The following is a 17,183-nucleotide window of genomic DNA, read 5'->3' as shown; positions in this document are numbered from 1 at the left end:
TAACACGTCGCCCGAGAGCGCGCTCGCTTAACAACTCCCTCGACGTGCGTCTCGAAGCGAGCCGCTGGTCGTCACTCCGTGAGGTCGACGACGGTCGCGTCCGCGAGGTCGGCGAGCGTCTTGGGGTCGACCGCGAACACCGCGCTCGGCGTCCCGGCGGCGCCGTAGACGGTGTCGTACTCGGTGAGCGTCGGGTCGAAGACGGTCGGGAGCGCGGCGTCGTGAGCGATCGGCGGGACGCCGCCGATGCTCCAGCCGACGACCTCGCGGATCCGGTCCGGGTCGCCCATCTCGGCGGCGTCGGCACCGAAGTGATCGGCGACCGCGTCCAGATCCAGTCGGTTCGCGCCGCTCGTGACCGCCGCGACGAGCGCGCCGTCCCGCTCGCCGCCGGAGAGCGAGACGACGATGGTCGACGCGATAGCGCCCGTCTCGCAGCCGACGGCGTCGGCCGCGGCGGCCGCCGTCTCCGTGCCGGCCTCGAACTCCAGCACGTCGACATCGGCGTCGTACCGTTCCCTGGCCCGCTCCGCGAACTCCGCCGCGCGTGGATGCATGCGATCCGAGCCGCGGTCCGGCGGTATCAACCCCTCGGAGGCGGTGAAACTGCGGCCGGGCTCGCGGCCGGCAGCGGCCGACCGGGCGGCGCTACCGGGTCCGAAGCTCGTCTTTGTCCTTGATCACGCGGGCGTCCCCCTCCCCGGAGGTGACCTCGTTGACGAGGTCGTAGAGGTCGTTCTGGAGCCCGGCGGGGAAGGTGAGCACGCCGACCCACGAGCCGTCGTTCTGCCACTCCTCGCGTTCGAGGTCGCCGAACTCGCGGATCTGCGCCTGCCCGGACCCCGCGTAGTCGGCGGGGAGCTGGACCGCCATCGTCACCTCTTCGAACCGGATCGGAATCACCGGTCGGAGCGCGTCGAGCGCGTCGTCGACCTGGTTTTCCACCGGCTCCATCGGGTCGATCTGGAAGCCGGCCTCCTCTAGCGCCCGCTCGATCCGCTCCGGCGGGTGCGGCGAGTCGTCCATCTGCGGGTTCACCGCGTTGCGCGTGATGGTCGTCACCAGCTGGTTGTGCTTCCGCTCTTGCATCTCCGCGCGCTGCTCGGCGGTGATCTGGATCTCCCCGCGCTCGACGACCTCCGGGATGATATCGAGCGGTTCCGTGGTGCCGAAGACCGTCTCTAAGTCCTCTTCCGCGGGGCGATCGCCCCGCGAGGCGTTCTCGAAGACGTCCTCCGCGGCGATGACCTCCTCCAAGTCGCCGTCGAACTCCCCGCGCTTGATCGCGAGCGCGGCGTCGGGGTCGATGAGTACCTCGAAGCGCTCCCCGTGTGACTCCAGTCGGGCCGTCACGGCCTCGTCGAGCGATATCATACCGAACGGTACCACCCCCGCGGGCAAAAAGCCTCCCGCCGCATCCGGCCGTCACGTCGGGTCGCCGCTTCCGGCCGTCGCACCGCCGCTCTCCCCGACTACCCGCCCGCCGAGGGTCGCTCGTCCTCCCAGTCCGCGCGGCACGACTCCGAACAGAAGTGTCGGTGGACGGCGTCGCCGCCGTCGACCCACGTGACCGTCCGTCGCCCGGTCCCCAGCGCCGGCTCGCCGCACGTCGCGCAGCTCGGTGCGGACTCCTCGTCGACGTCCTCCTCGAGTTCCGAGGTCGGATCCACCATACCTCCCCGTACGCCCGGGGGCACTTGAACCCGCGAAGGGCGGCAGTTCTGGCCACGGTGGTCGCCGCCGCTCCGGCGGGCCCCGCGCACCGAGGCGGCCGCTCGCTACCGCCGCGTCCGGGCGTCGCGGTCGGTCGCCTTCCGAGACGGGTGTTTGACGGTTATCTCCCGGTCGGCGCTCGGCCCGACGACCGTCCGCTCGCGGCCGTCCGGCCACCGCACGTCCACGCGCAGCGGCTCCGCGTCCCCGAGCCCGAAGTGCGCGACCGGCTCCGTCTGGCAGAGGCAGCCGCCCCCGGCGTCGATCGTCCGCCGCTGGACCCCGGCGGCGGTCTCCAAGGTGACGACGGCGCCGCGCGCCGGCGCACCGTGGCGCGTCGTCGGGCGCACGCGGAGCCACCCGGCGTCCGGGGCGTCGGGGTCGCCGTACGTCGTCACCGGCTGCGCGGCGACCTCGCCGTGGACGACGAGGAGCTCTACGGCGCCGTCGCCGTCGAGGTCGGTCGCCACCGCGCCGGTGCCGAACCCGTCCGGCTCAGCCGCCGCGCCGAGGTCTGCGGACTCCCACTCCGGGGGCTCGCCCGGCCGGTCGACCCGCTCGAACAGCCGGTTCTCCGCGCCGCAGACGTTGAAGAAGAGCTCCTCTCGCCCGTCGTTGTCGAAGTCCGCGGCGACGACGGTCCGGACCGCCCCGACGTCGCGGAGCGCCTCGGGGGCCACGTCGTCGTAGCCGCCGTCGGGCGAACAACGGAGCAGCCGGCTCGGCGCCGACTCGTTGCCGACCGCGAGCGCGAACGTCCCGCCCTCGTCGACGACCGCGGCGCCGCGCGTGTCGCCGCCGGGGTCCGAGAGGTCGGGCCCGCCGTCCGTCCGGTCGTAGTGGCCGTCGCGGTTGCTGAACAGCCGGTTCGGCCCGCCCTCGACGCCCGCGAACAGGTCGCCCTCGCGGGAGCGGTACGGGACCGCGAGCAGCGACCGACAGCCTCCCTCGACCTCCAAGCCGACCGCCTCGGCCATGTCGGTCACCTCGCCGTCGTCGCCGAGCTCGTAGAACGCGAGCGGCGCGGCGTAGCCGGAGACGGCGACGCCGTACCGACCGGTCCCGAGTCGGTCGAGCGCGGCGACGGACCGGCCGGCGCGGACATCGAGGCGGTCGGCGTTCACCTCGCGGGCGAACACGTCGGTCCAGCGGTACCGGTCGGCCTCTAAGCGGCTCAAGAGGAGGTCGGGGTCGCCGCCGTCGACGCCGCGCGCGCAGTTGTGGACGTACACCTCCTCGCAGCCGTCGGCGTCGAGGTCGGCCGCGCACACGCCCATCCCGTGGCGCGTCCCGTCGGCGACGATGCCGCAGGCGGTGTCCGAGAAGCGGTCGCCCTCCCGGGCGTACAGCCGGTTCGGCTCGCCGTAGCCGGCGACGAAGACGAGCGGCCCGTCGCGGCCGGGCGTCACGGCGACGCCGTACCCGCGCATCGGGCGCCCGTCGTCGACGAGCGCGGACCGCTCCGTGAACATGGCCGCCCGTCACCGCTCCGAGAATATGAACGCACGGGTTGGATACGGACGGCGGGCGCCGGGAGGAAATCCCCGACGAGCCTACAGGTTCCGCTCGATGTACCGGTTCACCCGCGAGACGCGGTCCGCGTCGAACGTCCAGAGGCCGCGCCAGACGCGCGGCTCGGTCTCGACCGCGAGGAGGCCGACGCCGCCTTCGACGCCTCGCACGAGGTCACTGTTCGGGTCGCTCTTTGCCGGGTGGGGTCCCTCCGGCGGACGGTACACCACGAACCAGCTGTCGGTGAAGTCGGGGTCGTCGCCGGCGTGGATCACCGCGTCGAGGTCCGCCGGGAGCTCGTCCGGCACGCCGTAGAGGTGCGTGTCGACCCCGGTGTCGGAGATCCGCTCGTACACCTCGCGCGTGCCGACCTCGTCGTCGATGCGCGAGAGCCGCTGGAACGACGAGCGCAGGGTGCCGTCCCCGGCCGTCCACGCCGCCCGCTCGATGAACCGCGAGATGGTGATGAGGAGCAGTTTCTGCCGGTTCGACTCGGGGTACCCCCGGAGCGTGAACGTCGCGTCGTCGAGGCCGCTTATCACCGACGGGAGGTCGACGTCGGCGAGCGACCGGCTCCCGGTGATGTACAGGTCCGAGTTGACGAACAGCACCGCGTCGCCGAGCTCCCCGAGCGTCGAGCCGGCCACCACCTCGTCGCCCTCCAGGAGCAGGACGAGGTTCTCGATCTCGTCCGGATCGCCGCCGTCGAACGGGACGTCTTCGTGGCGCCGGAGCACGTCGACGTCGAGCGCCGGGACCGGCTCTCCCTCCCCGTCGACCACGCCGGTCGTCGCCAGTTCTCGGGCGGTGAGACCCGTTGTTCCGGCCCCAGCGGTCAGGCGTCGGTCGCCTGGGGCGTCGTCCCCGCGGCCGTAGCCCGCGCCGTCGGTCACGCGGCCGTCGACCACCCGTACTGCGTCGTCGCCGAACGTGTCCACGAGCATGTTCAAGACGGGGTCCGGGTCGGTTCGGTTGACGATGACCACGGAGCGCTCGGGTCCGTCGAAGCGATCGAGAAACTGTTCGAGAGTCACGTGCTCCGGAGTCAGCGAGTTCAGTTGATAAGAATTCCCGCTCGGTTATCGGCGCTGAGAACGGGGCGACAGCCGTAGTACACCACGGCCGCGGGGCGCGCCCGCGGCCCCGGCAGAATCGTGTCCGACGACACCGGCGGCGGACCGGTGCCGCCTACGCGCCGAGCGTGTCCTCCAACAGCTGGAGGGGGTGTTCGATCTCGTAGCCGGTGCCGTGTTCCATCTGCATCGCGCAGGTCGGACACTCCGTCATGCCGACCTCGCCCTCGGCGTCCTCCATGTGCTCGAACATCTCCGCGCCGATCTCCATCGACTTCTCGTACTTCTCCTCCTTCCAGCCGTACGTCCCGGAGATGCCCGAACAGGAGTCGCCGACGTCCTCCATCCGAACGCCGTCGACGTCGCGGAACGTCTCGACCGCCTGCCGGGAGAGCCCCTGGTTGCGCGCGTGACACGGCGCGTGGTACGCGAACGCGCGCTCGTCGTCGAGCCCGCCGGCCGCGTCGAGCTCGCCCTCTAAGTCCTCGTGGATCCGGAGGTACTCAAGCGCCTCGAAGGTGTGCTCGGCGACGTCCTCGATCCCGTGGAGGTCGAACAGCTCGGGGTACTCCTGCCGGAGCGACATCGAACAGGAGGTACAGGAGGCGATCACGTCGGCGCCCTCGCCGATGGCCTCGACGAGGTTCTCGACGTTCGTCTCGGCGTGCCGGCGGGCGTCCTTCAGCATCCCGTTCGCGAACATCGGCGTCCCCGAGCACTTCTGCGGCGGAACCATCACCTCGTAGCCGAAGTGCTCGTAGACGCGCACCATCGCCTTGCCGACCTCGGGGGTGTTGTAGTTGGAGTAGCAGCCGTGGAAGTACGCCACGCGCTTGTCGGGGTTCTCCACCTGCGCGCCGCCGCGCGCCTTCCACCACTCGCGGAACGTCTCCGTGGCGAACTCGGGGAAGTCGCGCTCCTTCGGGATCCCCATCACCTTCTCCATCGCCCACCGCGCGGGGCCGAAGTTCATCGCGAACGACGCCGTCCGCGGGAACATGCTCGCGAGGCTCGCCGACGTGCGGTAGTTGGCTAAGATCCGGTTCCGAATGTACTCGACCGAGAGCTTCTCCATCTGCCGCTCGACGAACTGCCCGCGCGCCTCGTTGTGCATCTGCGAGAGCGGCACGGAGGAGGGGCAGGCGTCGTCACAGCGCATGCAGTTCGAACAGGAGGTGATCGACTCGTCGATGTCGTGGTCGTCCTTCCGCTTGAGCCGCCACTGCTCGGGGCCCTGGAACTTCGGCCCGGGGAACTCGTCGTCGACCTCCGCCACCGGACAGGAGGTGTCGCAGCTCGTGCACTTGTAACAGGAGTCGGCCCCCTCCCGGAGGTCGAGGTCACCGCCCGGGAACACGTCGACCGGGTCGTACGCGTCCGGGTCGAGCTCGGTCGAGTCGGTCCCCCCGGTCGCGCTATCGGTCCCGCTCGACGCGCTCTCCACGCCGCCGTCGGTGGCCGCGCGGTCCGCGCCGCGGTCGGCGCCGCCCGCGGTCGCCGCCTCGGAGTCGGGGACCTCCCCTTCGTCCGGAACGAATATCGACGGCTGCTCGTCGCGGCCGGCCTCGGGGACGCCCGGGGTCGGACTCCCGCAGCCGCAGTCCCCGCAGCCGCCGCCCCCGCGGGCCCCGTCGCGCCCGCCGTTCGGTTCGGTCGTCCCGTCCGCGTCCCCCGCGTCCCCGTCGTCCTCGGTGTGTCGTGTCATTGGTTCGCCTCCGTCGCCGCCTGCCGCCCGGCCGCGAGGCCGGTCGCGAGCGACACCCCGCTCGCGGACTTCTCCCGCGCCGCGTCCGCGCCGCCGACGACGCCGCCGGCCGCGAACACGTTCTCGTACTCTACCGCCCCGTCGGCGTCAGTCGGCCGACACCGCTCGTCGGGCCGGACGCCGAACCGCGCGTACGGCTGGTCGCCGAACGCGTCGTCGACGAACCACTCGTACCGGTCGTCCGGCTGGTCGACGTACAGGTCGAAGACGGGCTCGCGGACGCCCTCGCGGTCGGAGTCGAGCCCCTTCCCGACGAGGCCGCCGGTCGCCAGCACGAACGCGTCCGCGCCGTACGGCGCCGTCCGACCCTTCCGGTCGACCGCGACCGCCTCCACCCGACCGTCGCTCGCGGACTCGACGCCGACCACTGGGTTCCCGGTCTCGAACCGGACGCCCTCGGCGTCGAGCGCGTCGAACAGGCGGTCCTCCAGGCGGAGGCCCGGGAGGCTCGGCGGCCCCATCGGGATCTCGAACACGTCGGCGCCGAGCCGGTCGGCGAGCTCCGCGCGGACCTCGTCGCCCCGGTCGTCGCCGAGGAACGCCGGAAAGCCGACGCGCTCGACGCGGTCGACGCCGCCGTCCTCGTCGACTACGTCGTGGAGGTGGGGCGCGACCGCCTTCGCGAGCGCCTCGCGGGCCGGGACGCCGTCGATCTCCTCGTCGTGGTCGAGCGCCTTCGCGAGCCGGGTTATCTTCGCGTCGGCGCGGAACGCCTCGGCGAACTCCACCTCGGCGCCGGCGACGTCGAACGGGACGCCCGCGGCCTCTAAGCGCCCCGCGAAGGCGCGCGCGTCGTACTCCGTGAGCGACCGGAACCCGACGACGAGCATCGGTCGGTCGTCGCTCGCGAGTCCGGCCTCCGCGGCCGCGGGGTACCGCGCCGTCGGCTTCACCGCGCCGCCGAACGTCGGCACGAGGGCGTTGCGGTCGGTGTGGCCGCCCCGGTACGCGTCGCCGGTGAGGTCGTCGAACAGGTCGAGCCCCTCGCGGAGCGCGTCGGCGCCGACGATCCGGTAGGGATGGCTCTCGGGGAGCCGGTCGATCGCCTCGTACGGGTCCGCGAGCGGCCCCTCCGGGTCGGGCCACTCGTCGGGGTCGAGCTCGCGGCCCGCCGTCGGCGGCCCGTCGCGCAGCGGCTTCGCGGGCTCCGTCGCCGGGACGTAGCCGAGCGCGTCGATCAGCCCGGACGCCTGCCGCAGCGTGCTGGCCTTGTGAGAGACGAGCCGCACGTCCGCGCCCTCGCGGGACGCCGACACCGCCGCCGTGACCGCGGCGAGCCCGCCGCCGATCACGAGGACGTCGCTGTCGATGGCCATCAGCGGCCCCCGTCTGCGGCCGCGTCGTCGTTTGCGCGGTCACCATCGGCGGCCGCGTCGTCGTTTGCGCGGCCGCCGTCAGTGGCGGCAGTTCCGGCCGATCCGGCCCCGTCGGCGTCGGCCGCACCATCGTCGGCGCCCGCGTCGAAAGCGCCGAAGTCGACCTCATCGTCGAGGTTCGCGGGGTCGCCGTCGCGGTTCATCGTCGTCGCGTGGAGCATGTGGTTCAGCATCGCCTGCGAGAGCTGCTCGCCCCACAGCGCGTGGCGCTGGCCCTTCCAGCGCTCCTGATACAGCTCGTCTTCGGCGTCGCGGACGACCGGCTCGGGGTACTCCTCGGCGAGCTCCGACGCGATCCGGTGCGTACAGAAGCCGCCCTGACAGTTCCCCATCGAGGCGCGCGTCCGCAGGCGGACGGCGTTGAGGTCGGAGCCCGCCTCGCCGACCGCGTCCTGGACCTCGGCGCGGGTCACGCTCTCGCAGTTGCAGACGATCGGGTTCGGGTCGTACTCGTCGAGCACGTCGTCCGCCCGAGAGCCGAGCCGCTGGCCCGACCGCCGCGCGACCGGCGAGCGGAGGCCGAACTCGTCCATCAGCTCCTCCATGCGCGCCTCGCTCTCCGACCCCGGCAGCGGCGCGTCGGCGGTGTCGCAGGTCGCCTCGTGGTCGAGCGTCTCGCAGACGTGGTCGGAGATGGACTCGGCCATCATCCGGTAGGTGGTGAGCTTCCCGCCGACGATGGTCGTCATCCCCGGGAGGTCGTCGCGGTCGCCGTGGTCGAGGAGGAAGTAGTCGCGCGTGATGTCCGTCGGGTCCTCGGTGCCCGTTCCCGGGGGCTCGTAGAGAGGCCGGACGCCCCAGAACGAGCGGAGCGTCCGGGCGTCTTCGAGCGCGGGCACGAGCTCCGAGAGGGTCTCGATCATCAGGTCCACCTCCCAGTCCTCCTCGGGGTAGTCCTCGGGGTCGTCGACCTCCTCGTCCGTCGTGCCGAGGATACAGGCGGTCTCGTGGGGGACGATGATGTCGGCGTCGCCCTTCGGCCGGCAGCGGTTGATCACGGTGTCGACCTGCCGGGTGTTCATCACCGTCATCACGCCCTTCGACGGGCGGACCTCCACGTCGACGCCGGCCATCTCGCCGACGTTGCCAGCCCACGCGCCGGTCGCGTTGACGACGTGGCGCGAGCGGATCTCCTCGGTCGTCCCGGGCTCGCGGTGGACGCGCTTGCCCGGTCCGGTCTCGTGTTCGATCTCGACGCCGACGACCTCGCCGTCCTCGACGAGCACGTCGGTCACCGGGGCGTGCGTCTCGATCCGCGCCCCGTGTTCGCGGGCGTCGGCGGCGTTGGAGACGCAGAGGCGGAACGGGTCGACCGCGCCGTCCGGCAGGGCGATCGCCTTCTCCACGTCGCGCGCGAGGTACGGCTCGCGGCGCCGCGCCTCCTCGCCGTCGATCACCTCGACGGGGATGTCGCACGCCTTACACCCCTCCAGCTTCTCCTGGAAGTACTCCTCGGAGTCCTCCGGTCGCTTGACGAACAGCCCGCCGGTCTCCTCGACGCAGTGGGCCGCGATGTCGCGGAGGACCATGTTCTCCTCGATACACTCCTTCGCGCTCTTCCGGTCGGAGACCGCGTAGCGGCCCCCGCTGTGGAGGAGCCCGTGCATCCGTCCGGTCGTGCCGTGCGTCAGGTTTCCCTTCTCGACGAGGACCGTATCCAGCCCGCGTCGCGCCAGGTCCCTGACGACGCCGCACCCCGTCGACCCCCCACCGACGACGACGACGTCCACTTGTCTGTCCATGCGAGGCCCTTGGACCACGACCACTTTACTTTACCTCCCGAGGCGCCTTACTCATAACTATCAGGGTCATTCAAGTGGCGTACTCGCCCTCAGCGTCGGTGTGTTTATATACTACACTTTTTCACTCCCGCCGCTATCCGGATTTTAACAGGAAGATTATTATGGTAGTACATTATGTTCACGATCGGCGTGGTAGCTTCCGTGAAGATATGTCGCGGCGGCGTCGATACGCCTCGCGGCCGCCTCGGGTCGGCTCCGGACGGGTCTGACCGAGCGGGCACGCGACGCGACAGCGAACGCGGCGCCGGGATCGCCCTCGACGGCGAGTGCGACCCGGCCACCGCCGCGCGCGGACCAGCGCCACAGGAGGGATCCACAACATGACACAGTACGTCGGTGCGATAGACCAGGGGACGACCGGAACTCGATTCATGGTGTTCGACCACGAGGGTCAGGTCGTCGCGAACGCCTACGAACAGCACGAACAGATCTACCCGAACCCGGGCTGGGTCGAGCACGACCCGATGGAGATCTGGGAGAACACCCAGCAGGTCGTCCTCGACGGCCTCGCTGACGCGGGCCTCGAAGCCGACCAGCTCGACGCCATCGGTATCACCAACCAGCGCGAGACGACGATCGTCTGGGACAAAGACTCCGGCCGACCGGTCCACAACGCCCTCGTGTGGCAGGACCGGCGGACGACCGACCGCGTCGAGGAGCTCCAGGAGGCGGACAAAGTCGAGGAGATCCGCGAGAAGACCGGCTTGGAGGCCGACGCGTACTTCTCCGCGACGAAGACGGAGTGGATCCTCGACAACGCCGAGCCGCTCAAGATGCAGAGCTCCCGCGGCGGCGACCTGCGCGACCGGGCCCGCGCCGGCGAGCTCGTGATGGGCACCATCGACTCGTGGCTCATCTACAACCTGACGGGCAACCACATCACTGACGTCACCAACGCCTCCCGGACGATGCTGTACAACATCCGGGACTTAGAGTGGGACGACGAGCTGCTCGACGAGTTCGACGTGCCGAAGGAGATGGTGCCCGAGGTACGCCCCTCCTCCGACGAGGACTACTACGGGCACACCGACCCCGACGGGTTCCTCGGCGAGGAGGTGCCCGTCGCGGGCGCGCTCGGCGACCAGCAGGCCGCGCTGTTCGGCCAGACCTGCTTCGACGAGGGCGACGCGAAGAACACCTACGGCACCGGCTCGTTCTACCTGATGAACACCGGGACCGACGCCGTCGAGTCCGACCACGGACTCCTGACGACGATCGGGTTCCAGATGTCCGGCGAGCCGGTCCAGTACGCGCTGGAGGGGTCCATCTTCATCACCGGCGCCGCCATCGAGTGGCTCGAGGACGTCGACCTGATCAACAACGCGGCCCAGACCGCGGAGCTGGCGCGCTCGGTCGACTCGACAGACGGCGTCTACATGGTCCCGGCGTTCACGGGCCTCGGCGCCCCGCACTGGGACGGCCGCGCCCGCGGCACGATCGTCGGGATGACCCGCGGGACGAGCAAGGAACACATCGTGCGGGCGACGCTCGAGTCGATCGCCTACCAGACCCGCGACATCGCCGAGGCCATGGAGGCCGACTCCGGCGTGGAGACGACGAGCCTCCGCGTCGACGGCGGCGCGGTGAAGAACAACTTCCTCTGCCAGCTCCAGTCCGACATCATCCAGACCGAGATCGCGCGGCCGGAGGTCGACGAGACGACCGCGCTCGGCTCGGCGTACGCCGCCGGGCTCGCGGTCGGCTACTGGGACAACGTCGACGAGCTGCGCGACAACTGGCAGATCGACCGCGAGTTCACGCCCGAGAAGTCGCAGGGCGAGGTCGACAAGCTGTACAGCCGCTGGGACGACGCGGTCGAACGCTCGAAGAACTGGGCGATCGACGAGGAGGACGAGTAGATGAACGAGCTGCTGCTCCAGATCCCGGTCCTCGGGATCGAGACCAAGCTGTTCGTCATGCTCCTCATCACCGCGCTGGCGGGCGGCGCGTTCGGGGCCGCGATCGGCGCGCTCCCGGCGTTCATCTTCACCGGGTTCGTCGTCTTCCTCGGCGAGGGGATCGGCATCCTCCAGCGACAGATCGGCGCGATCGAGGGTATCCCCGCGGGCGAACTCGCCGCCGGGATCACCGGCGTCATCGGGTTCGGGGCGATCACCGGCCCGCACATCGCGTTCGCGGGCGGCGTGGCCGCCTCGGCGTACGCGGGCAAGAAGTACCCCGAGATGAACCCCGCCGACGGCGGCTACCACTTCGGGAAGGACATCACGTACGCGTTCGGCACGAAGCCCGACATCCTCGCCGTGGGCGCGATATTCGGCGTGCTCGGGATGCTGATCACGCGGGTCGCCAACGGCCTCTTCATCAACGTGTTAGAGATGACGCCGCCGACCGACTTCATCGCGGTGTCCGTGTTCGCGACCGCGTTCCTCGCCCGCCCGGTGTTCGGCTACCCGATCGTCGGCAAGCCCGCCGGAAAGGGTCTGCTCGACATGTCGCCGTTCGAGCGCGGCGACATGCACCCGCAGGCCGACGGCGGCCCCGAGGAACACGCCGGTCGACCGGCGACCGAGCCGTGGCTCCCCCACCAGTACAAGTGGGCCGGAGTCACGACCATCGGCCTCGTCGGCGGTATCCTCGGCGGGTACATCTACCTGCAGACGGGGAGCATCTTCCTCGGCTACGGTATCTCGGCGATCAGCCTGCTGTTCCTGAACCTCGGCGTCGAGAAGATCCCGGTGACACACCACATCACCCTGCTCGGCTCCGTCGGCGCCGTCCTCGGCGTCGGCGCGTTCGGGGATATCGGCGCGGTGACGCCGCTCGCGTCTGTCGGCACGATCGGCGCCGTCGTCGCGCTGCTCGCCGGCGGCGTCCTCGGGGCCCTCAGCGGCCTCGTCGGCGAAGTCACTCAGCGGATGTTCTACTCGCACTCCGGAACCCACGTGGACCCGCCGGCGATGGCCATCGCGATCATGATGCTCGTCGTGGGCGTCCTCGCCATCCTCGGCGTCCTGCCGAACGCCGGGTACCTCTGAGCCCGCTCGCGGGAGCCGACGCCGCGTCGGCCCTCCCGTAGCGGCCGGGGACCGTTCCGCACGCGAAGCACCCTCCGACCAAGCCGCCGAATACCAATGAGACCAGACCGGACACGCGGACGCCGAGGCGCTCGGATCGAGAGCGACGGCCGTCGCTCGGCCGCCGTCGCCGCCGCTCGCGGCCGCCACGTCGCTCGCGACGCACCCAACGCCTTCGACGTCCCTGCCGCCGACGCCGATCGCGACCGCGATCGACCGCGCACCGACTCCGCTTCGTGCCAGTTTTGTTCGACTATCTCGGAGGGTCGGCCGTGAACATCGACGACCGGATCGAGCGACGGCTCGGCTACGACGCCGGCATGAGCGTCCTCGCCGACTTCGAAGCCGTCTCTCCGGTCAGGCACGTCGAGTCGCCGGTCGGCCGCGGGCCGGCGATAGAGCGGCTCCTCGACGTGTTCGAGCCCGCCTTCTCCGGCTCGCTCCCGCCGAGCGTCTACGTGTACGGGCCGAAGGGGAGCGGGAAGTCGGCGGTCGTCTCCGCGCTGTTCGACCGGCTGGCGAGCCACAGCGGGCCGCGGCGCGCCATCCAGACGACGACGCGGGCGGTCGAGCCGACGATCCCCGGGTTCGTCTACGTCGACGCTCGGAACGCGTCGACCCGCTTCCGACTGTACCACGCGATGTTGGCCGCGATGAGCGACGAGCCCGTCCCGGACCACGGGATCGGGACCGAGGAGTTGGCCGAGTCGCTGCGCGACGCGATGCGCACCGGCCCCGACCTCGTCGTCGCGGTCGACCACACGAACGAGACCGAGACGCCGACGGCGGCGACGCTTATCGACTGGCTGAACGACGTGGGCGATCGGGTCACGCCGGCCTGTATCGGCCGCGACCCGCCGGACGCGATCGACTGGGAGCCGGAGACCACCGTCGAGTTCGCGAAGTACCGCCGGCACGTGCTCGTCGAGCTACTGACGAGCCGGTGCTCGACCGGGCTCGGCCGCGATGCCCTCTCGCACGACCAGATCCGCGAGATCGTCGAGTGGGCCGCGGGCGACGCCCACGACGCGCTCGCCGCCGTGATGGGCGCGGCGGTCAACGCGGAGCGGGCGGGCGCGTCGACGGTCCGCTCCGGCGACGTCGACGCCGGCATCGAGGGCGTCCCTCGCCCCTGCGTGGCGCTGGGACGCGTGCTCGCGCTCCCCGAGAGCCGGCAGCGGCTCCTCTACGAGCTCGCCGGGCTCTCGGAGGAGGAGCGGTCGACGGTCGGCGTGGCGACCGAGGCCATCGCCGCCCGCCCGGGCGTCGACCTCTCGGCGTCGACGGTGCGGCGGGTGCTCTACGAGCTGGCCGACGCCGGCCTGCTCGAACGCGTCACCGTCCATCAGAGCGACGGGAAGGGCCGACCGCCGAGCCGGCTCGTGCCGCTGTTCCCGACGGTCGTCTTCCGCGAGCTGTTCGACCGCCGCGTCCGGACCGGATAGCGGCCAACCGAGGCGACCCAACCGGATCAACAGCAGCGATACGGTTTTTTAAAGGATGTAAGTGACGGCGGCAATTGCTTATAAATGGACGCGGTGGCGTGTGCCTGCGAGCGGCCGCCACCGGCGGCCGCGAGTCAGCACGCGCGAGGGAGTCGGTCGCCGAGCGAAGCGACGGCGACCGACGAGGCTGGGGAGGCGTGAGGTGCGGTTGCTGTGCGTTCCCGCGAGCGAAGCGAGCGGGAGCACGGAAGTCGCAGCCCGCGCAGCGAAGCGAGCAGGAACGTCTTCCGGAGGGGCGGGACTCAAAGGGGCAGTCGGCTCCGGGAAGACGGCCGAAGTAAGCACCGCAGCGAACGGAGTGAGCGAGGAGCGCAACGAGGCCCTCGACCGGAGCCGACTGGGGCTTTGGAGGTGTTCGCCGCCGATCCGCCAGCGACTATTTATAAATGAGCGGCTGGGGGCTTTGGAGGTGTTCGCCGCCGATCCGCCAGCGACTATTTATAAGTGAGCGACTGAGAATTTAGCAACGTTTGTCGCGAAGTCGCAGGCTATTTATAAACAACCACTCGGTCGCTTCGATTCCGCTACGTACCAGAGCCGATCGAACGGAAGACAGTTGTCGCCGAACCGCCGATCCCGGGTATGGTTCCGCCCCTCGCGCTCGACATCGACGGCACCCTCACGACGCCGGACCACCGGATCGATCCGCGGGTCTTCGAGCTGCTGCCGGACTGGGACGCCCCGACGGTGTTCGCCACCGGGAAGGCGTTCCCGTACCCGGTCGCCCTCGCGCACTTCCTCGGCCGCGAGGAGACGGTGATCGCGGAGAACGGGGGCGTCGCGTACGCCGACGGCGAGACGACGGTCGTCGGCGACCCGGACGCGGCCCGGGCCGTCGTCGAGGCGTTCCGCGAGCGCGGCGGCGAGGTGGGCTGGGGCGACGGCGACACCGTGAACCGGTGGCGCGAGACGGAGGTCGCGCTCTCGACCGACGCGGACGAGGCGCTCCTGCGCGAGGTCGCCGCGGCCGCCGACGGCGTGGAGGTCGTCGACACCGGCTACGCCTACCACGTCAAGTCGACGGGCGTGAGCAAGGGGCGGGCGCTCCGCGTCGTCGCCGACGCGCTCGGCCTCGCGGCCGACGAGTTCGTCGCGGTCGGCGACAGCGAGAACGACGTCTCGACGTTCGACGTCGCCGGCGAGTCGTACGCGGTCGCCAACGCGGACGACGCCGCGCGCGAGGCCGCCGACGAGGTGGTGGAGGACGGATTCATGGACGGGACAGTCTCGGTGCTCGAACGGCTGCGCGAGCGCGCCGAGTAATCCCGGGCGCCGTCGTCGCGGCCGCGTTCCCGCCCCCGCGGTCACGCCTCGCCGTACGGGTACCGCGCCGTCGCCCCGCACTCCAGACATCGGACGACCACGCGGCCGGGTCGCGTTCGGACGCGGCTCGTCTTCCCCGGCCGGAGGTAGACGGCGCAGTCGTCGCAGGCGCGCCTGGAGAGCTCGGAGGGAACGCCGCAGCGGTTGCGCTCGGCGACCCGGCGGGCGCGGGCGACGTACTCGCGGGCGCGGTCGTACTCGTCGTCGACGACCGCCTCGCGAGCGAGGGCGAACAGCCGCTCGATACGCTCCGCCGGGATGCCCATGTCACGGAGGGGGGCGCGCGGCGGCAAAGAGGTTGTTATCCGGGTCGCTCGCGGCGGCCGGTTCCGGCCGCCCTCGACGCGTCGATGTCCCCGGACCGGCCGCGACCCGCACGCTTTTTTATCGGTCCAACCCAACCGAGCGGTATGAAGGAATCCCTGATGGACGTGATCTGCTGTCCGCTCGACAAGGCGACCCTCGAACTCGACGTCGACGACGCGGACGACGAGGAGGTCCTCGCCGGGACGCTCACCTGTACGGAGTGCGGCGAGACGTACCCCATCGAGGACGGGATCCCGAACCTCCTGCCGCCGGACATGCGCGAAGAGGCCGCGGCGTAGGCTCCCGAATCCGGCGTATCGCGGCGTCGACTCGACCGACCCGGAAACTCGTTGCTCGTGTGAATCTTTTTTTAGTACGGGGTCGTGGTCCCACCCGTGCCGACACTCGACGTCGAACTGAACGGGGAGACGGTCCACGACATCGACGCCCCGGACTCGTTCGTCACCGACGGACCGTTTCCGGTCGTGCTCGAGAACAGCGGGCGCTCGACGCACGTCCACCTCCACTTCGACGACGACCTCGACCGGGTGGCCGCGCTCGACGAGGGCAACCACTTCGTCGCCGACGAGGCCACCCGCCACGTCCACGTCTCGACGGCCGACGTCGACGAGGCCGTTCGCGGCAAGCTGAAGATCGTCACCGGCTACGGGTCGAACACGACGTACGTCGACGTTCGGGTCGACCCGTCGCCCGAGACCCCCGAAGAGGCGGTCGCCGTCGACGAGGAGCTCTCCGCGCCCCCGGAGCGCACGCCGGAGCCGCCGGCCCGACAGCGCGCGGTGAACGCCCTCGACCGCCTGATACGGCGCGGCGGGGTCGCGGGCGCGGTCTTCGGGCTGGTCGCGGTCGGCGTCGCGGTCGGCGTCGCGATGGCCGTCGACAGCGCCGTCGTCTGGCTCGCGGTGGGGATCGCGCTGATGGTCGCGGTCGGCGCGGCGCTGCTCGCGGTGACGTGAGGCGATGGGGGAGGTGTCGGCGCCCCACGGACTCCGCCGGCTCGACCTCCGCGTCTCGCTCGGGATCCGCGCGCTTTTAACCGTCCCACCGGAACTGAACGCCATGAGCTTCGAGAAGGAAGACGAGGTCGTGCTCCACGACAAACACAGCGAGTACGACGGCGAGACGGGGAAGATCACGCAGGTCATGGAGACGATGTTCGGCGACGCGACGTACACGGTCAGCTTCGAGGACGGCCAGGAGACGGGCGTCCCGGAGGACGCGCTCGACGCCGTCGAGAGCGAGGAGTAACGCCGCCCCCACCCGCACCGCATGTCGAAAGTCCCCTTCCACTACGTCGACCTCCGCGCGTTCTCGTACGCCACCGAGGACGTGAAACGCGTCGAGCAGGCGCTCCGCACCCTGTTGCCCGAGGACGTCGAGCTCGACCGCGTCGAGAACGTGGGCCATCACGGGGACCGGATCGTGGTGCTCTCGGCGCGCGTCGAGCGCGCCGACGAGATGCGACACGTGCTCGACCGGCTCGCCGAGCTTGAGGACCTCGACCGCGTCCTCGACGAGCTCGACGAGCGCGTCGACGACAACTGCGCGCTGTTCCTCCGCCTCGACAAGCAGGCGGCGTTCCGCGACGAGGTCCGGCTCGGCCCGGGGATCACCGTCCGCACGAAGGTGGAGGCGTACCCGGCGAAAAAGGAGAAGGCGGTCGCGAACGCCCGCGAGACGCTCTCGCGGCTCGCGGACGAGGACTGAGCGCGACCGAAGCCGGTCGCGGTCGACTGTCAACGCCGGTCGCAG

Annotated in this window: 17 protein-coding genes; 8 read left to right on the top strand and 9 right to left on the bottom strand. The window is 70.8% G+C overall.

From position 1 onward, the window contains the following. Positions 1-71: 71 nt before the first annotated feature. The 8 genes from DVK07_RS12130 to glpA form a co-directional block, all read right to left on the bottom strand. Entirely contained in the window at positions 72-557 is a 486-nt protein-coding gene (locus tag DVK07_RS12130) for a YbaK/EbsC family protein (protein WP_121597312.1), read from the bottom strand. 91 nt (positions 558-648) lie between these two features. Next, a complete protein-coding gene (locus tag DVK07_RS12125; protein ID WP_121597311.1) occupies positions 649-1,374 on the bottom strand; it encodes a ribosome assembly factor SBDS in 726 nt (241 codons plus the stop codon). A gap of 98 nt (positions 1,375-1,472) precedes the next feature. Then, entirely contained in the window at positions 1,473-1,673 is a 201-nt protein-coding gene (locus DVK07_RS12120; protein WP_121597310.1) for a hypothetical protein, read from the bottom strand. Positions 1,674-1,778: 105 nt separating this feature from the next. Next, positions 1,779-3,185, bottom strand: a complete 1,407-nt coding sequence (locus DVK07_RS12115; protein ID WP_121597309.1) for an ASPIC/UnbV domain-containing protein — start codon at positions 3,183-3,185, stop codon at positions 1,779-1,781. A gap of 81 nt (positions 3,186-3,266) precedes the next feature. Continuing rightward, complete coding sequence (locus DVK07_RS12110; RefSeq protein WP_121597308.1) at positions 3,267-4,259, bottom strand: hypothetical protein; 993 nt, start codon at positions 4,257-4,259, stop codon at positions 3,267-3,269. A gap of 154 nt (positions 4,260-4,413) precedes the next feature. Then, complete coding sequence (locus DVK07_RS12105) at positions 4,414-6,003, bottom strand: anaerobic glycerol-3-phosphate dehydrogenase subunit C (protein WP_121597307.1); 1,590 nt, start codon at positions 6,001-6,003, stop codon at positions 4,414-4,416. After that, positions 6,000-7,379: a glycerol-3-phosphate dehydrogenase subunit GlpB gene (gene glpB, locus DVK07_RS12100; protein WP_121597306.1), complete on the bottom strand. Its 1,380-nt coding sequence runs from the start codon at positions 7,377-7,379 to the stop codon at positions 6,000-6,002. The genes DVK07_RS12105 and glpB overlap by 4 nt, the downstream gene beginning before the upstream one ends. After that, complete coding sequence (glpA, locus tag DVK07_RS12095) at positions 7,379-9,181, bottom strand: anaerobic glycerol-3-phosphate dehydrogenase subunit GlpA (protein ID WP_121597305.1); 1,803 nt, start codon at positions 9,179-9,181, stop codon at positions 7,379-7,381. The genes glpB and glpA overlap by 1 nt, the downstream gene beginning before the upstream one ends. A 380-nt stretch (positions 9,182-9,561) precedes the next feature. Here glpA and glpK point away from each other — a divergent pair, with 380 nt between their 5' ends. The 4 genes from glpK (at position 9,562) to DVK07_RS12075 (ending at position 15,044) form a co-directional block, all read left to right on the top strand. Further along, positions 9,562-11,100: a glycerol kinase GlpK gene (gene glpK / locus DVK07_RS12090; protein ID WP_121597304.1), complete on the top strand. Its 1,539-nt coding sequence runs from the start codon at positions 9,562-9,564 to the stop codon at positions 11,098-11,100. Further along, the gene (locus DVK07_RS12085; RefSeq protein ID WP_121597303.1) at positions 11,101-12,237 is read left to right on the top strand and encodes a hypothetical protein; all 1,137 of its coding nucleotides are present in this window, start codon (positions 11,101-11,103) and stop codon (positions 12,235-12,237) included. It begins immediately after the preceding gene. 311 nt (positions 12,238-12,548) lie between these two features. Beyond that, positions 12,549-13,721: a Cdc6/Cdc18 family protein gene (locus DVK07_RS12080; RefSeq protein WP_121597302.1), complete on the top strand. Its 1,173-nt coding sequence runs from the start codon at positions 12,549-12,551 to the stop codon at positions 13,719-13,721. A gap of 642 nt (positions 13,722-14,363) precedes the next feature. After that, positions 14,364-15,044, top strand: coding sequence for an HAD-IIB family hydrolase (locus DVK07_RS12075; RefSeq protein WP_121597301.1), 681 nt, complete (start codon positions 14,364-14,366; stop codon positions 15,042-15,044). A gap of 41 nt (positions 15,045-15,085) precedes the next feature. On the opposite strand, the gene DVK07_RS12070 is transcribed toward DVK07_RS12075, so the two are convergent. Further along, positions 15,086-15,370, bottom strand: a complete 285-nt coding sequence (locus tag DVK07_RS12070) for a ribonuclease P protein component 4 (RefSeq protein ID WP_121597300.1) — start codon at positions 15,368-15,370, stop codon at positions 15,086-15,088. A gap of 144 nt (positions 15,371-15,514) precedes the next feature. Between DVK07_RS12070 and DVK07_RS12065 the strand changes: the two genes are divergently transcribed. The 4 genes from DVK07_RS12065 to DVK07_RS12050 all read left to right on the top strand — a co-directional run bounded on the left by DVK07_RS12065 (position 15,515) and on the right by DVK07_RS12050 (position 17,138). Beyond that, a complete protein-coding gene (locus DVK07_RS12065) occupies positions 15,515-15,709 on the top strand; it encodes a methytransferase partner Trm112 (RefSeq protein WP_004596226.1) in 195 nt (64 codons plus the stop codon). Between the two features lie 96 nt (positions 15,710-15,805). Next, complete coding sequence (locus tag DVK07_RS12060; RefSeq protein WP_199719485.1) at positions 15,806-16,387, top strand: hypothetical protein; 582 nt, start codon at positions 15,806-15,808, stop codon at positions 16,385-16,387. A 103-nt stretch (positions 16,388-16,490) separates the two neighbouring features. Next, positions 16,491-16,679 (top strand): hypothetical protein, encoded by a 189-nt coding sequence (locus tag DVK07_RS12055; protein ID WP_017342881.1) that lies wholly within the window; start codon positions 16,491-16,493, stop codon positions 16,677-16,679. A 21-nt stretch (positions 16,680-16,700) separates the two neighbouring features. Next, entirely contained in the window at positions 16,701-17,138 is a 438-nt protein-coding gene (locus DVK07_RS12050; protein WP_121597298.1) for an RNA-binding protein, read from the top strand. Positions 17,139-17,183 lie beyond the last annotated feature (45 nt).

This window comes from Halorubrum sp. Atlit-26R (assembly GCF_003666015.1).
Taxonomy (GTDB): domain Archaea; phylum Halobacteriota; class Halobacteria; order Halobacteriales; family Haloferacaceae; genus Halorubrum.
Note: the sequence above shows the minus strand (reverse complement) of the source record. Positions and strands in the feature narration are given on the sequence as shown.

Excerpts from the sequence above, each read along its gene's own strand:
- DVK07_RS12130 (WP_121597312.1), bottom strand. The coding sequence starts at position 557 with ATGCATCCACGCGCGGCGGAGTTCGCGGAGCGGGCCAGGGAACGGTAC.
- DVK07_RS12075 (WP_121597301.1), top strand. The coding sequence starts at position 14,364 with ATGGTTCCGCCCCTCGCGCTCGACATCGACGGCACCCTCACGACGCCG.
- DVK07_RS12070 (WP_121597300.1), bottom strand. The coding sequence starts at position 15,370 with ATGGGCATCCCGGCGGAGCGTATCGAGCGGCTGTTCGCCCTCGCTCGC.
- glpK (WP_121597304.1), top strand. The coding sequence starts at position 9,562 with ATGACACAGTACGTCGGTGCGATAGACCAGGGGACGACCGGAACTCGA.
- DVK07_RS12065 (WP_004596226.1), top strand. The coding sequence starts at position 15,515 with ATGAAGGAATCCCTGATGGACGTGATCTGCTGTCCGCTCGACAAGGCG.
- DVK07_RS12120 (WP_121597310.1), bottom strand. The coding sequence starts at position 1,673 with ATGGTGGATCCGACCTCGGAACTCGAGGAGGACGTCGACGAGGAGTCC.
- DVK07_RS12105 (WP_121597307.1), bottom strand. The coding sequence starts at position 6,003 with ATGACACGACACACCGAGGACGACGGGGACGCGGGGGACGCGGACGGG.
- DVK07_RS12085 (WP_121597303.1), top strand. The coding sequence starts at position 11,101 with ATGAACGAGCTGCTGCTCCAGATCCCGGTCCTCGGGATCGAGACCAAG.
- glpB (WP_121597306.1), bottom strand. The coding sequence starts at position 7,379 with ATGGCCATCGACAGCGACGTCCTCGTGATCGGCGGCGGGCTCGCCGCG.
- DVK07_RS12125 (WP_121597311.1), bottom strand. The coding sequence starts at position 1,374 with ATGATATCGCTCGACGAGGCCGTGACGGCCCGACTGGAGTCACACGGG.
- DVK07_RS12115 (WP_121597309.1), bottom strand. The coding sequence starts at position 3,185 with ATGTTCACGGAGCGGTCCGCGCTCGTCGACGACGGGCGCCCGATGCGC.
- DVK07_RS12050 (WP_121597298.1), top strand. The coding sequence starts at position 16,701 with ATGTCGAAAGTCCCCTTCCACTACGTCGACCTCCGCGCGTTCTCGTAC.
- glpA (WP_121597305.1), bottom strand. The coding sequence starts at position 9,181 with ATGGACAGACAAGTGGACGTCGTCGTCGTCGGTGGGGGGTCGACGGGG.
- DVK07_RS12055 (WP_017342881.1), top strand. The coding sequence starts at position 16,491 with ATGAGCTTCGAGAAGGAAGACGAGGTCGTGCTCCACGACAAACACAGC.